We start from the raw sequence: 14,454 nt of genomic DNA, 5'->3' as shown, positions 1-14,454 counted from the left end.
AGGCTTATAGGGATATGAACAGCGTAAGAATCATGTCGGCTATTGGAGCGGCGAGCTTAATGTCTTTTACTGCGGAGGCAGCAACAACAGTTGCTGATGGACGCGGTAATGGGATGGGAAACACCGGGGTTACGACAGCCAACTACATTATGGCGCCCTTTTATAATCCGGCGCTCGTTGCGATATATCGAGACAAAGATAATTTTGGATTGTTACTGCCTGCGATTGGCGCAGAGCTTAGAGACAATGATAATTCATTGAATACGATTGATGATTTACAAGACAGTATTAAAGCGCTCGAAAATGGTGACAATAGCCAAAGCAATCTTGATAAACTAAACGGTTACCTTGATGATTTGTCGGGTAATAAACCTCTAAATGTGTCCGCGGGAGTGAGCGCTGCTTTCGCTATTCCCCATGAAGCTGTCTCTTCCAATGTGTTTGCTCGCGGATATGCCGAAATTATTGGTACCCCAAATATTGCGGCTAACACTGGTAACTCTCAGGTAGCGGTTACAACCCGGTATCAAAATTCAGATATTGACCTTGTCGCGTTTGGGTATTTGGAGTTTGGTGTAGCGTTGGCGAAAAGAATGACAGTTTATGGCCAAGATATGTCTTTTGGTATCACACCTAAAATACAGCGTTTGCGGACTTATAAGCAAAATATCAATGTGAACGATTTTGATGTCAGCGACTACGACAAAACGGAAACGACGAAAAACTCGGCCAACCTTGATTTAGGTGCAGTATGGATGCATGAACAATTTAGAGCGGGTGTGGCCGTGAAAGATTTGTTTTCTCAGAAAATCGATACTCAAGATGTAAGCGGCGTCAGCACCTACAAGTTGGATACACAAGTCACGGTTTCCGGAGCGTTTGCGGCTAGGCTGCTTACTGCCACTGTGGATCTCGATTTGACTAAACAATCTCGATTTACTGATGTCAACGACGACACAAAATTTTTAAGATTTGGTGTAGAAGGAAATGCGTGGGACTGGGTTCAGCTTCGCGCTGGTTATCAGATTGATATGGAAGACACCTTGGATAACTCTGTAACAGCAGGTGTTGGGTTGAGCCCGGGTGATCTTGTCAGCATCGATATTGCCGGTAGTTACGCAGGTGAGCATGAGTTTGGGCTGTCAGCAAACTTAGAGTTTACTTTTTAAAGCAAGATAAGGTTGGGTAGGGATTGAGCAAATAGCACTGATTTTCGTGCTCTTTATCTAGTGCTATTGATAAAAGTGAAACTTTCGCTTTTATCTGTTTTACGCGCTTGCCATACTAATCCCATTCATAGTCAATCGGCCTTTCTATAGAGGTATGATGTCAAACGTCAACACAGTGAGCGCCTGTCCGGCAGCTAGGGTACACAAACAAACGCTTTCCAGTTTATCGATAGAGTTATTTATTCAACTGCCCCTTAGGTATGTGAATTAGTTATGGATGAGGAGTTGAAACTAGCAGGTAATACCCAGAGAAAAAACCTCGCGACGCTGATTACAAGATCAGTCTTTATTATTGTATTTGTCTTAACTTTGATGTTGCTGTTTCAAAATTATCAGGTCAGCAAACAGATTGTTTCATTAGAAGTTGCGCGTTCGACAAAACAAACCGCCAGCCTTTTACAGTCGATTTTTAACTTCAAATTGACGTCACTAGAAATTCAGCAAGATAGCGATACCAGAAGCGGATTATTAGTGTCTGCTATAACTCAAAAACATTTGGAAAAGTTAGATACGCTGTTTTCTGGTATTGATAAGATGGATCCCAGCCTTGCCCCGGATTTTCGATTTATTACTCAAGTGCACAAAATCATTTGGCATGATCGCCACTCCAAATTTTATGGGATTACATTGGCGGATATTTCCAATCTAGCCAACGATTCTTCGCTGGTGAATACCTGGCGAATGGTAAAAGTCGACAGCCTTTTAGGTATGCAGTATGTATTAATGAGACATACGCCAGTCGTCGATATGCAAACAGGAAGAATCGTTGGAATGATGTATGTAGGCATCGTAATCAACCACAATTTCACTTTGGTTAATGCGTTAAAAAGTGGCAGTAACGTTGATGATGTTGTGCTTGCTGCAGGCCCTACGATTATCGCTTCCACTGTTGATAACACTAGGGCATATTCAGGCCAATCGTTGCTTGAAAACTACCGGGACAATCATGAACGCAGCCCATTTGTTATCGCTAAAACAAACTTGAATATTGACGGAAAAAAGACCTTTCTTTCTGTCTATACCGTGCAAAATAACGAACGGGTTGCACAGCTAGCACGGAGTCACTATATCTGGCTAGGTGTTGTACTGCTGGCCGTATTCTTAGTCGCTATTATCAGCCGCATTTGGCTAAAACGACGTGTGTCTAGCGACTTAAACAATTTGATGAATTACACCAGTGAGGTAGTCGAGAGCAAGCGAATTACCGAATATAAAGGTTCATCGATTGCTGAGTTTGATCAGATTGGAAGGAACCTAGAGTTGACCTTTAAGAGATTGAACGAACAAGAAAGGCAATTTCAAGATCTGTTTAACTTTTCCCTATCACCTATCATGTTGTGGGGAAAAGATGGCACGTTATTGAATATGAACCCTTCGGCTCAGAAACATTTTAATATCACCGACATTAATGCCAAAGGGTGCCATCTGTTATTGAGGAGTATTTTACCGCAAATTCATATGTCGGCGCAGGGGGCTACGCTAACAGGCGTCAACGTGCTTGTTGGAGACAAGATATATCGTTGGAACATATCCCCGATTTTGGTGAATGATAAGGTGCAGAGTGTGATCGCTCAGGCGCAAGACATCACTAGCTTTATTGAGGCAGAGAAACAAAGCCAAGCGGCAAAAGAGGCGGCAGAAGAATCTGCGCAGGTGAGGGCTGACTTTCTCGCGAGAATGAGCCATGAACTTAGGACTCCACTAAATGGTATTTTAGGTGTGTCTCAATTGCTTAAAGGTGTGCTAAAAGACCAATCAAATATTGAACACGTCGAAGTGCTGTGTAGTAGTGGTGAACATTTGCTCGCAGTGCTCGATGATATCTTAGACTTTTCAAAAATAGAGCAGGGTAAGTTTCATATCCAGGCTTCAGAGTTTCGCTTACAAGAGCTGCTAAATGCAGTAAGCAAAATCTTTCACCCTTTATGTGAAGATAAAGGCATACGATTGGTCGTTGAATCGAATGTGGACGAGAATTGTATCGTGTTTAGTGACCAAGTGCGCCTGAATCAGATTTTGTTTAATCTGGTGAGTAACGCGGTGAAATTTACCCATCGAGGAGAGGTTAAGGTCTCAGTTAATCTTATTCAAGATGTACAGCAAAAGTTCATACTTACCATTACATCACAAGATACCGGTATCGGCATCGAGAAAGATCGTTTGCCCCATATCTTTGATCCTTTTGTCCAAGCCGAGTCGACGACCACGCGAGAGTATGGGGGCAGTGGTCTAGGGTTGGCCATAGTCAAGAGCTTGGTTGATTTGTTAAGTGGTAACATTGAAGTAAAAAGTGAAGTTGACCAAGGCTCAAGCTTTCACGTTTCTTTGCCAATCGAGGTTCGCCAACAGCAAGGAAGTAAACGGGCGACTTCGCTAAAAGTTCCCCCGTCAGAACTATTTAATCGAAAACTATTGGTGCTTTTGGTAGAGGACAATCACACCAATGCCTTTATAGCTCAAGCGTTTTGTAAAAAATATGGTATGGATGTGGAATGGGTCAAAGATGGTGTTGCAGCAATAGAGTTTTTAGAACACTCAAACAAGGTCGATTTGGTATTAATGGATAACCAGCTGCCTAACTTAGGTGGTGTAGAGGCAACTCAAACGATTCGGCAAGAACTTAAGCTCGATGTTCCTATCTATGCTTGTACAGCGGATGGTATGCAAGATACCCAACAAGCTTTCTTATCCGCTGGTGCAAACTATGTCATCATTAAGCCGATCAAAGAACAGGCCCTGAATGACGCGTTTGTGTACTTCAAAAATCACCACTACCAAGACAAATACGCCTGAGTATAAGGTATTTGGGGATATAAGGGGTTAGCTGCTTGAATTGGCGTTAAACGCTTCTTCAAGCAGCTTAGAGCGGAGCTTGTCATTGAGTTCTATTTCTTCGTTGAATCTGATGCCGATTTTCGTCCCTACTTTAGACTTTGCTACAGATGTCACTTGTCCAGAAAACTCCGATTGGCAAAGCTCATCGAGCTCAGAAATGACGGTCACTTTGTGCTTCTCTTCTAACTCATTTGGGTCCTTTATTAGCAAGGCACACCCTGAGACGGAAAAGTCGACAAAATGAGCGCTGAACTTTTGTCCGGCGAAATCGATAGTGGCGTCAACATCAATTTTGTATCGTTCGTGTTCTCGAATTGGCTTGCGAGCAAAATGTTGTGGGGAGCGGATAAAAAGCAAGCCGGTTGGATTGTTGATAAGAGCAAGAGTACTGGATTGAAACGCGATAATATCGCCGTCTTTCGTGTCGCTGACACCCCGTATAACAATGCGAGTGTTGTTCACTTTGCGCATAATTAAACGTTCTTTTACTTTGGCAGGGAAATCGATGATCAGATACAAGTTAGCTTTACCTCCAATATACTGGGAGGAAAAGCTGAAACTGTCTTTCGGTCCAAACTCTAGAACGACAGACAGCTTCATACCTGGTTTCAGTAACGGAAAAAGCTCTGATGCAGGACTACTCACTAAACTCACATCCCCCGGACAACTAACCTATCAATAATATAGCTCGCTCAATGATAAATTGCTGCATCACGGGATCAAAAGTCTAGAATTTCTACATTTAAACAGGGAGTTAAGCGATAATTTTAGCCTTTTCCTTCATTTGAATAGACTTTATATAAGCTTCGACTGCTTGACATTCTTGTGACGAAATCAGCAGATGTAACTTGGTACGTCTTTTTAGAATGTCTTCTATATCAAAGGCAAATTCGTTTTTGACAAGGTAATCCAGTTCGATTTGATATAGCGTATCGGCAAACTTCAAGCCCAAGTCACTAGCACTCTTCACTCCGACTAACATTCTGTTCACACGACTGCCGTAAGTATGTATCCAACGCATCAACATGTCTTGGTTCAAGAATGGGTATTTCTCGCTCAAGTCTTTAACTAGTGCGTTTTCATCAAAAGATTCACCACCTGGCAATAATGAATCTGCAGTCCAAGATTGCCCCATCTCTGGGAAGTAGGGTTGTAAATGTTTCATCGCAGACTCACCCAGCTTTCTATACGTAGTGAGCTTTCCGCCAAAAATAGAAAGTAGTGGTGCTTTTTTGTTGCTCTCATCTAACGACAATGTGTAGTCACGCGTAATCGCTTGAGGTGAATCGGACTCATCGTCACACAGTGGACGAACGCCACTGTAGGTGCTCACAATATCGGCAACGGAGATTTGTTTGACAAAATGTTTATTGACTACATCAATTAAATATTCTTTCTCTTCATCAGAAATACATACTTCGCGAGGGTCACCCTTGTATTCAACATCTGTCGTTCCGATCAATGAAAACTTACCTAGATAAGGAATAACAAACACGATTCGCTTATCTTCATTTTGCAAAATGTATGATTGTTTTTCGTCGTGGATCTTTGGAACGATGATGTGCGAACCTTTAATTAACCGGATGCCATAAGGTGACTTGATGTCAATGTTTTCATCGATGAAGTCTTTGACCCAAGGACCGGTAGCGTTCACCAATGCCCGGCACTTACGAGTTAAGGTGTTGTTGGTAATATGGTCTTTCAATGTCACTGTCCATTCTTTTCCATCACGGACAGCGTTAACGACAGAGCAATAATTTTTTACTTCTGCACCATACTCTTTCGCTTGCAGTGCGTTTAATATGACCAAACGAGCATCATCTACCCAGCAGTCTGAGTACTCGAAACCTGTTTTCATCTCATGCTTGGTCACGTTTCCAGCATCTAGGGCAATCTTTTTGCTGCTAGGCAGAGAGGTTCTTTTACCCAAGTGATCATATAAGAATAATCCCGCTCTTATCATCCAGGCTGGACGCAAGAATGGTCGATGAGGTAATCGGAATCGCATTGGGAAAGCAATGTGAGGAGCCTTTCTTAATAGTACTTCGCGCTCGGCAAGGGCCTCACCTACAAGGCGAAATTCGTAGTGTTCCAAATAGCGCAACCCACCATGGATGAGTTTAGAACTGGCTGAAGATGTGGCACTTGCAAAATCTTTCGCTTCATACAGGCCTACTTTTAAGCCGCGCCCCGCTGCGTCAGCCGCGATACCAGCACCGTTAATGCCACCACCAACCACTATGATGTCTAGGGTTTCATCTTCATTATAGCTTTCGTTTCTGACAACACTCATGGTCATTTTTAAATCCTTAATGTTCGTTCGCGCTTTTAATGTTCGTATATAATCACAAAATAGTCAACGATGATAATGTTAAATATTTATTATTTGATGTATTTCAAACTCTTGGTGGTTAATATTCGAAATTGAGCGAAAGTGGTCGGTTTGATGAAACAGATGATAGAGTGGCGGCGTATAGATAGATGAAGTTAAATTAGACGTGTATATCCAATAAGGTACCAAGCATCTCTTGGTCTCGTTGTAAAACGTTGGTACCAATTCGGTGATATTTTGAGGCTTGGTTTAGCTTTATGAGGGAGTCAGTGTGAGATGATGCGTAATCTTCATTCGAGCGCTCAGGGGGTGCTTTGTCAAAGTCAACTTTGTTGAACTCTAGTGAATTGTCGCCTTCAACATTATTTTTAGATTCAATGGGTTGAGGTAGGGAGCGCTGGTTAATTTCGCGAGCGGCTTCTTCAGCCATTTTTGATGACTGATCAATAATCTGATATCCAGAGTTACTAACAGATACCGACATAACTCGTCTCCTCGCTAATTAAAGCTTAAGACGTATTTGCAAATCTAGCAAGTTGTGCTACCTAAGCGAATAAACTTGAGATTACTGTCATTTCTTCTTCTGTAAGAAGGGCAGCACCATCGCGTTCTTTAGTACGAGTTTCGTTTTTTTGTCGAATTTCGCCTTGTAACGTCTGTAGCTGTTGTGGGGTCAGTCGGCTAAGTTGAGCTTTGAATAGCTCGAATTGCTTTGGGGTCATGATGTCTTTCCTCAAAATACATGCATTTTGCTATATCTTGAAAGTAAGAGACGTTTCCGTTCATCCACTCACCCTCATAAGTTAAAAGCTTAAAAAATGCGCGAGCGGCAATTGTCCGAATATTGTCAATAAACTGTATGCAACAAGTTAAATATAGAAATAAAAATTTAACAAATACATAGCCTTAATGAATTTGCATTATTCGTATATTTGTAACAAATCTGTACTGACAGTTTCCATGTCTGCTATAGCGCGGTCAATGAGTTGTAATTGTCGCGAAACAAGCTGAACGGTGACGTCATCATTAATTGGCCAGCCGTATAGCATATTTGTTCCACGGCTTAGATTGTCATTTGGTTTCGTAAGTGTGGGAGAATCAGCAATGGATAAGCTTTTGCTACAGTTTTTCAAACGATGGCGTAGGTGGTGGTGAGCATTGAGGATGAGTTTATGTATTTCTGCGTCGTTAATACGTTTCCTATGTGCACCTAGTGCCGAGATGTAACCTAGAAGTGAGTGGTTAAGCATTAGGAATCGCAAGCTTTCATTGATATCGACTCTGTATTTGCTTGGCTCAATCGCCATATTGCGAACGGCGACGTTTAGGTCTGCATCTTTGTCATGGGCATTTCGTCGTGTAATACGATACCCTAGGCTGTCTTTTTTGCCTGTTCGATATTGAGCCAAAATGTTATCTAGGTAGTCAAGGTTTGCATCGAGTGCTTCAGACATCAGTTTACTCAACTTTTTTGACTGCCAATCTGGTAATAGATACATCACTGCGAGTACAGAAATGAAACAGCCTAGTAATGTATTGAGTAGTCTTGGAAAAACGACTTGGTACCCATCGCCAACTTGAGCAAAGCAAAATAGAACCAACAAGGTAATAAAGGCGGTGGCATAGCCATAATTTTTGACTCTAAACGAAAAAAACAGCACCGCTGAAATCACGATGAAGGTGATTTGGCTAGCCGGTGAAGGGAATAGTGCAAGTAAGGGAGTGCCGATGAGCAAACCTGTTACAGTACCAAGCGAACGTGTAACTAGTTTCTGTTTAGTGGCGCTGTAACTTGGCTGACACACAAACAATGTTGTGAGTATGATCCAATACCCATGCTCGATAGGGAGTAGGGTTAACGCGGCGTAACCAATGAGCAAGGCGCTAGATAAGCGAATAGCGTGACGAAATAAAGGGTTGTCGATCGTCATACTAGATTTTATGCGCGTAAAAATGCTACGAATCGACTTCGCATTTGGATCATACAGTGAATTTTCGTCGATAAAATGTGGCTCTGCAGCATCAATATTACTGATAAGCTCCTCTACGGTCGCTAAGTTTTTGTATAGAAAGGCCAGTTGATCCATGACATCTTCAGAGTAATGGTTAAGGTGTTTGGCGTAATCTAAAGACGCTTCCAGCTCACTTAATTTCTCCTGATAGGCAGTATCGTGTCGATATACTTTACCAACAGAAATTGCATTGCTGATCTTCTGGCAAGAAAGGGCTTGCTGCTCAAGTAGGTACTTGAAACGAAACATGATGTCGGAATGCATGAACTGAGGCACAAGCTCTTCGTATTTAATATGGCTTGAGCGAATTCTTTCGTGAATATCCTGCGCTAAAAAGTAAATATTTAAATAGTTTTTCCATCCGTTTTTTTTATCCACCTTTTTTGAGTGGCTTAGCAGTATTGACTTACATTGATTGAGCGCCGTGACCACAGTGGAGTTGAGTTTAGCTTCGTCAATGCCAAGCTGACGGTCAGGTTGACCGGAATGCGGATGAAAACGCTGAGATTTAACCGTGAAGTATTTGGAGAGAGTGGCAAAAACATCCGCTAAATTTTGCCGAACGGGATGCATAGGCGTGATTAGGTGCCAAAGTAAAGAAACGAAAAAAAACCAAAACGCACCAGATAGGAGTAGGGCCGGCTGAAGCCACATGGAGGTATAGTTGCCTGCACCCAACATGGCGTATATGGCTAATAATAATGACCCGAATGATAAGGTTCGGTAGCTATCCCCGATTGCACCAAGCATCACGAAAGCAAATGTAGACAAAACAAGCCCTAATGCAAAGAGTGCCGGGTAGGGATAAAGCAAGTGAACAGAGAAAGCCGCGATAGCAAAGCAAACTAAAGCAAGAGAATAAGACTTTATCCTCCCACAAAAGGTATCATCCTCGATGGCAAGCGCAGCAGCAATGACTCCTAATATTAGTGGTGTGTCATAGTGTTCGACTTGCAGATATTGAGTAATGAGTACCAGGCTAACGAGTGTGACGAATACCAATACGCTGTAGTTAATGGTTTTGTTGGCCCAGTGACTTCTAAATTGTTTGATCGAATACAATGCTTATTACTCAAAGGTTACACACCCAACTCACGTGCTAAAGTGGCTCGGGCATAAGTGATGGGAATTCTGTCCTGTAAGATGGCGTTGATTTTACGCTTTTATTTATTTCAAAAACAATAATAAAAATTGAACGGTAGATCTTACCTGACTTGTGCACTTTGTTGATTCTCGCATCTTTAGGTTGTTTGGGTATATCATAGAGTTAGGTCAACAGCCGAAAGGTCGATAAGTTATGGAAGTATGTGCAAGAAAATCAGCACGGTTTCTTGTTCAAAATGAGTTTCATCATGTGAGATTAGAAGAAAACTCGCTAATTCTCACGTCAAACTTCTCCGATGAAACCATCCCGTTCAATATGTGGAATGGGAAAGTAATGGTAAAGAAAGGGATCATTTGGTCTGAATTACAAATCTTTTCTCATATTGAAGAAAACGTACAATCAGTTTGGGTAGTGAGAGGCTTAGATAAAAACGATTGTCGTGACTTTGCAGTTCAAGCTGTCGAGAGTTATCAAAACTGGCACAACCATCAGGTCGAGCAATTGAACGTTTTCTTGCCTAAGTGGGAAGCAGAACTCGATAGACTGATTCGCTTACCCTCGTTTCTCAATCATGCCAAAATGTCAGCTTGGGTCGAGCAAATCCAACAAGATGTTGAAAGCATGGGCTTTACATTGGTCGATGCTAAGCAACGAATGCCAGAACGTATTGGTGCAATACTCCCGTGGGTAAATGAGACGAGCGCTTACCTTCAGCAACGTAACCAAGGTTGGATAGAAGAGGAAAGGAAAAATTGGGAGGTATTGTTTTCTCAATTAGAATCCTCCGTGTTAAATATCTCACAACAACAAGCCGTTTTACTCAATGATGATAACAATTTGATTCTTGCAGGTGCAGGCTCTGGTAAAACCAGTGTCCTAAGTGCAAGAGTTGCTTATTTGCTTCAAAGTCATCTAGCAAAATCAGAGGACGTTTTGGTCGTTGCATACGGTCGTGATGCAGCCCATGAGATGCGAGAGAGGCTAGACGTAAAAGTGGGAATAGGCGCAGAAGGCGTTAAGGTCAGCACCTTTCATAAATTAGGCTTATCGATTCTTAACGAAGTGGCAGGGGTACAGGCCGAGATCTCACCATTGGCAACAGACGACAAGCTAAGGCAGGCATGGTGCATCGATTGGCTTAAAAAACACTGGATGACGCCCACCAATTTTAAACGCTGGCAAAAGCATCTCGCAAAGTGGCCCATTGCTTATATAGCCGGAGATGAAGAACTAGGTAGTCATGTTGAAAATGAAAAGCTGATTGCGTGGTTGGATACCCAATTAAATCAGCTTGCAGCGGTTGCCAGCACTAAGAAGAAGCTTCAAGAACAGATCGTTTCGCATCCTGACTATACGCGATTGAACAGTGAGCTATCGTTAGTGTGGCCATGTTATCAGTCGTGGAAACAAATGCTTAAAGAAAGTGGTCATATTGATTTCAATATGATGATTACACAAGCAACAGAATGGGTCAGAAAGAAAAAATTCAAAGCGTCTTGGAAGTACATCATGATTGATGAATATCAGGATATTTCTCCTCAGCGACTAGACCTAATTGAGGCGTTGTGCAAACAGAGTGAGGAATGTTCGTTGTTCGCCGTGGGAGACGATTGGCAGTCTATTTATCAGTTTGCAGGAGCAAATATTGAATTGACCACGGAATTTGCAAATCGATTCCCTCACTCTACGATACACTCCCTAGATACGACTTACCGATTTAACAATAAAATCGGTGAAGTGGCGAATCGATTTATTCAGATGAATCCGCAACAAATCCGCAAAACGTTGGAAAGCCATAAACAGCAAAAGCAAAAGTCTGTTTACTTGGCCCCTTCAGCAAATGTAGAGAAGATTTTGGATCAACTCGATCGACAAGCAAAGCAGCGTAAGAAGGTTCTGCTGCTTGGGAGAAACCACTACCACAAACCGGAATTGCTGAAAGATTGGCAAAAGCAATTTTTGAACCTCGAACTTTTGTTTATGACTTGCCACGCAAGTAAGGGACAAGAAGCAGATTTTGCTATAATCCTGTCCGTCGACGAGGGACAATTTCCTGCAAAAGTGAAAGCACTTCATTTAGATGGTGCGCTGTCACAATCTGGGGAAAGCTTTGCTTATGCTGAAGAGCGACGTTTGTTCTATGTTGCTTTGACTCGGGCAAAAGAAAAAGTATGGGTCACTTATTCAGGTGGTGGCTCCAGTTTTGTTAAAGAAATACTAGATGATGGATATCCCATCGTTAAGCAGAAATAACTTTGTTTCAATAGCCTGCCTAGCAGTGGCAGGCTATTGATGTGTAGGACTGGCGGTTGGCTAGGTTCTTGCGTTTAGGTATGCATCGTAGTCAGGAATTTCAATATCGACCTCCTGATCTAGTAGCGTAGATTCTATCAGGAAGTTGGCGCTTGCACGGTTTGTTGCAACTGGGATGTTCCAGACACTGGCAATACGCAGCAGAGCTTTTACATCAGGGTCGTGGGGGACGGCGTTTAGTGGGTCCCAGAAAAAAATTAAGATATCTATTTTCCCTTCAGAAATTAACGCGCCAAGTTGTTGGTCTCCTCCCATAGGGCCACTGATTAAACTAGTAATTTCTAGACCTGTTTCATCAGATAAGAGGTGGCCGGTTGTTCCTGTAGCGTACAATGTGTGACATTGTAACTTATTCTTGTGCTCGATAACCCAGCGTAGCAAATCGGGTTTGCAGTTATCGTGGGCCACTAGCGCGATTTGTTTACTCACGGATAGTTTACGAGTTGTTTGTTGCATCAAAGCCTCTTACTTAAATATTTAGGTCTATAAAACGCACCCTATAGTGTGTGAATTGATAATACTAGTAAACCCTGAAAAGTAAAAAAACACACGGTCAGCATTTTATCTAACAGCGCGGTTCTAGTACCAGTAACTCGAACGATACTTTGCAAGGTATTAAATGAAACAAAGAATAAAATGCCGATGAAGGTAAGTAGCGCTGGCATCGCATTGATTTCCAGCCAATATTCCCCAGAAGACCAAAGCAAGAATATGGAAACGATAAAATAAATCGCAGTGATGAATTTATAGCTTGCTAACTTAGGCAATAGCAGTAAGTAAATGATTACGCCGACACTAGCGATGAGAATAGACAACCAAAGAGTAGGTGGATTGTGTAACATCATTAATGTTGCAAAGTAAAATGCAAGGTGGGCTAATAAAGATGTTGAATAGGTGAAAAAATACCTATCGTTAAAGTGATTAAAGCTGACGTCTGCCAGTACTGCCAACAAAATCCCAATAGACAACAATGCGGTGAAATGCGGGTGGTTGGGCTCAGTTACAAAAACGTAGGTAAAGATGACTATCGTTGGTAAATATCTACTGGTTAAGAACAACCATTTAGGCAAACTGTTTCCATAGACAAGGTGAATGCAGAATAGTGCCATAAAGACTAACCACATAACATATTCCTAGGCTCTCCATTATCGTTACACGGTAACTAACTCCACGTTGGACATACTGATATCCTACTGTTAAATCGAGCTTTTACCTGTGTGGTACATGTTTTGATGAAAAAATAGCAGCGCTGCTATTTGGATTGTACCCTGAAGAGATGCCTTTACGACATAAACCTTTAGTTGGATATTCAATAATGATTATGCGATCGCATGTTCAAGAATTTTGCGACTTTCCACCAAGGTAATGGCCTGGTTTTCACCTAGTGCTATCATTTGGTGCTCTTCAAGTTGTTCGACAACCTGATCGATAGCTTTAGGCTTATCTGAACCATAATTGGTTAGCTGTGTCTCCACATTTAAGGAATGGTATAACGCTTCGATGGCATCAATAGTACGCTCTGCGAGATCGTCACCACCTTCGAGACTAAAGACGTTTTTGCCTAACTGCTCAAGCTTAGCGCGTTTTTGTTCAATTTGATTTCTTAGTAAAGATGGCTGAATAATGGCCAGAGATCTTGCGTGATCTACGCCATAAAGTGCAGTCAGCTCGTGGCCAATCATGTGCGTTGCCCAATCTTGTTGAACTCCTGAGCCAATCAAGCCGTTTAGCGCTTGGTTTGCTGTCCACATTAGGTTTGCACGCCATTGATCATCATCACGATCTGCGTAGTTTTCTGCGAGAGCTTTTAAACTTTTTAACAAGGCTTCCGCGTATCCGTCTTGTACAGCTGCACCCGCTGGGTTTGTAATGTACTGCTCACATACGTGGACCCATGCATCAACAATACCATTGATAAGCTGTCTCTCTGGCAAGGTTTTCATTGTATCGGGGTCCAATACTGCAAATTCAGGTTGAACGTAAGGAGACATAAACGCGAGCTTAGATTGAGTTTCTGCTTTAGTGATTACTGCGCCTTTATTTGACTCAGATCCGGTTGCTGGCAAAGTGAGTATTGCACCAATTGGTAGCGCAGCTGATGGTGTATATTCACCTGTGAGTATGTCCCAACCGTCGCCGTCATAGAGGCTACCAGCAGCAACGTATTTAGATCCGTCAATGACAGAGCCTCCACCTACAGCCAGTATGAAATCGAGTTGTTTTTCTTTAGCTAGGTTGATGGCCTTGTCCAATGTTTCTTTGGTTGGGTTTGGTTCGACGCCCGCGAACTCAAACCATACATGGTTAGAAAGTGCGGCAACAACTTGGTCGTAGACGCCGTTTTTCTTAATCGATCCGCCACCATATAAAAACAGTACCTTCTTATCTTGGGGAATGGCGTCGGCGATTTTAGAGATTTGGCCTTGGCCAAAGTGGATGTTAGTAGGGTTTGAATATGAGAATTGCATCGTATTACCTTCCAATTTGTTGTTTTGATATGTGGACAACAGTCTGTAACATGCATATTAGTCTTAGCACTAAGATTAAAAAAGGCGAATTAGTCCATTTCTCTTGCCTATTTCTACAAAGTTAATCGGTTGATGGATAAATGATGCAATAGGTTAGTCG

At 42.2% G+C, this 14,454-nt stretch carries 11 protein-coding genes; 3 read left to right on the top strand and 8 right to left on the bottom strand.

The window, feature by feature from the left end:
* Positions 1–14: 14 nt before the first annotated feature.
* Both M9194_RS00270 and luxQ read left to right on the top strand, forming a co-directional pair.
* Entirely contained in the window at positions 15–1,169 is a 1,155-nt protein-coding gene (locus tag M9194_RS00270) for a conjugal transfer protein TraF (RefSeq protein WP_250610164.1), read from the top strand.
* 273 nt (positions 1,170–1,442) lie between these two features.
* Positions 1,443–4,022, top strand: coding sequence for a quorum-sensing autoinducer 2 sensor kinase/phosphatase LuxQ (gene luxQ / locus M9194_RS00265; RefSeq protein ID WP_250610162.1), 2,580 nt, complete (start codon positions 1,443–1,445; stop codon positions 4,020–4,022).
* 27 nt (positions 4,023–4,049) lie between these two features.
* Here luxQ and M9194_RS00260 read toward each other — a convergent pair whose 3' ends face one another.
* From M9194_RS00260 to yccS, 5 genes are all read right to left on the bottom strand, one after another.
* On the bottom strand, positions 4,050–4,709 hold the full coding sequence (locus tag M9194_RS00260) for a PilZ domain-containing protein (RefSeq protein WP_250610160.1): 660 nt from the start codon (positions 4,707–4,709) through the stop codon (positions 4,050–4,052).
* 109 nt (positions 4,710–4,818) lie between these two features.
* A complete protein-coding gene (glpD, locus tag M9194_RS00255) occupies positions 4,819–6,363 on the bottom strand; it encodes a glycerol-3-phosphate dehydrogenase (RefSeq protein WP_250610158.1) in 1,545 nt (514 codons plus the stop codon).
* 193 nt (positions 6,364–6,556) lie between these two features.
* Positions 6,557–6,880, bottom strand: coding sequence for a hypothetical protein (locus M9194_RS00250; RefSeq protein WP_250610156.1), 324 nt, complete (start codon positions 6,878–6,880; stop codon positions 6,557–6,559).
* A 61-nt stretch (positions 6,881–6,941) separates the two neighbouring features.
* On the bottom strand, positions 6,942–7,118 hold the full coding sequence (locus tag M9194_RS00245; protein WP_250610154.1) for a hypothetical protein: 177 nt from the start codon (positions 7,116–7,118) through the stop codon (positions 6,942–6,944).
* Between the two features lie 198 nt (positions 7,119–7,316).
* Entirely contained in the window at positions 7,317–9,470 is a 2,154-nt protein-coding gene (gene yccS / locus M9194_RS00240; protein WP_250610151.1) for a YccS family putative transporter, read from the bottom strand.
* A gap of 235 nt (positions 9,471–9,705) precedes the next feature.
* On the opposite strand from yccS, the gene helD reads away from it, so the two are divergent.
* Positions 9,706–11,766, top strand: a complete 2,061-nt coding sequence (helD, locus tag M9194_RS00235) for a DNA helicase IV (RefSeq protein WP_250610150.1) — start codon at positions 9,706–9,708, stop codon at positions 11,764–11,766.
* 60 nt (positions 11,767–11,826) lie between these two features.
* Here helD and M9194_RS00230 read toward each other — a convergent pair whose 3' ends face one another.
* The 3 genes from M9194_RS00230 to M9194_RS00220 form a co-directional block, all read right to left on the bottom strand.
* Positions 11,827–12,282: a methylglyoxal synthase gene (locus M9194_RS00230; RefSeq protein ID WP_250610149.1), complete on the bottom strand. Its 456-nt coding sequence runs from the start codon at positions 12,280–12,282 to the stop codon at positions 11,827–11,829.
* Between the two features lie 41 nt (positions 12,283–12,323).
* On the bottom strand, positions 12,324–12,950 hold the full coding sequence (locus M9194_RS00225; protein WP_250610148.1) for a lysoplasmalogenase family protein: 627 nt from the start codon (positions 12,948–12,950) through the stop codon (positions 12,324–12,326).
* A gap of 195 nt (positions 12,951–13,145) precedes the next feature.
* A complete protein-coding gene (locus tag M9194_RS00220) occupies positions 13,146–14,294 on the bottom strand; it encodes an iron-containing alcohol dehydrogenase (protein ID WP_250610147.1) in 1,149 nt (382 codons plus the stop codon).
* Positions 14,295–14,454: the final 160 nt, after the last annotated feature.

Origin of the sequence: Vibrio sinus, assembly GCF_023634645.1 — a bacterium.
GTDB lineage: Bacteria > Pseudomonadota > Gammaproteobacteria > Enterobacterales > Vibrionaceae > Vibrio > Vibrio sinus.
This window is presented reverse-complemented; position numbering and strand designations above follow the sequence as displayed.

Excerpts from the sequence above, each read along its gene's own strand:
- M9194_RS00270 (WP_250610164.1), top strand. The coding sequence starts at position 15 with ATGAACAGCGTAAGAATCATGTCGGCTATTGGAGCGGCGAGCTTAATG.
- luxQ (WP_250610162.1), top strand. The coding sequence starts at position 1,443 with ATGGATGAGGAGTTGAAACTAGCAGGTAATACCCAGAGAAAAAACCTC.
- glpD (WP_250610158.1), bottom strand. The coding sequence starts at position 6,363 with ATGACCATGAGTGTTGTCAGAAACGAAAGCTATAATGAAGATGAAACC.
- M9194_RS00250 (WP_250610156.1), bottom strand. The coding sequence starts at position 6,880 with ATGTCGGTATCTGTTAGTAACTCTGGATATCAGATTATTGATCAGTCA.
- M9194_RS00245 (WP_250610154.1), bottom strand. The coding sequence starts at position 7,118 with ATGACCCCAAAGCAATTCGAGCTATTCAAAGCTCAACTTAGCCGACTG.
- helD (WP_250610150.1), top strand. The coding sequence starts at position 9,706 with ATGGAAGTATGTGCAAGAAAATCAGCACGGTTTCTTGTTCAAAATGAG.
- M9194_RS00230 (WP_250610149.1), bottom strand. The coding sequence starts at position 12,282 with ATGCAACAAACAACTCGTAAACTATCCGTGAGTAAACAAATCGCGCTA.
- M9194_RS00225 (WP_250610148.1), bottom strand. The coding sequence starts at position 12,950 with ATGTGGTTAGTCTTTATGGCACTATTCTGCATTCACCTTGTCTATGGA.
- M9194_RS00220 (WP_250610147.1), bottom strand. The coding sequence starts at position 14,294 with ATGCAATTCTCATATTCAAACCCTACTAACATCCACTTTGGCCAAGGC.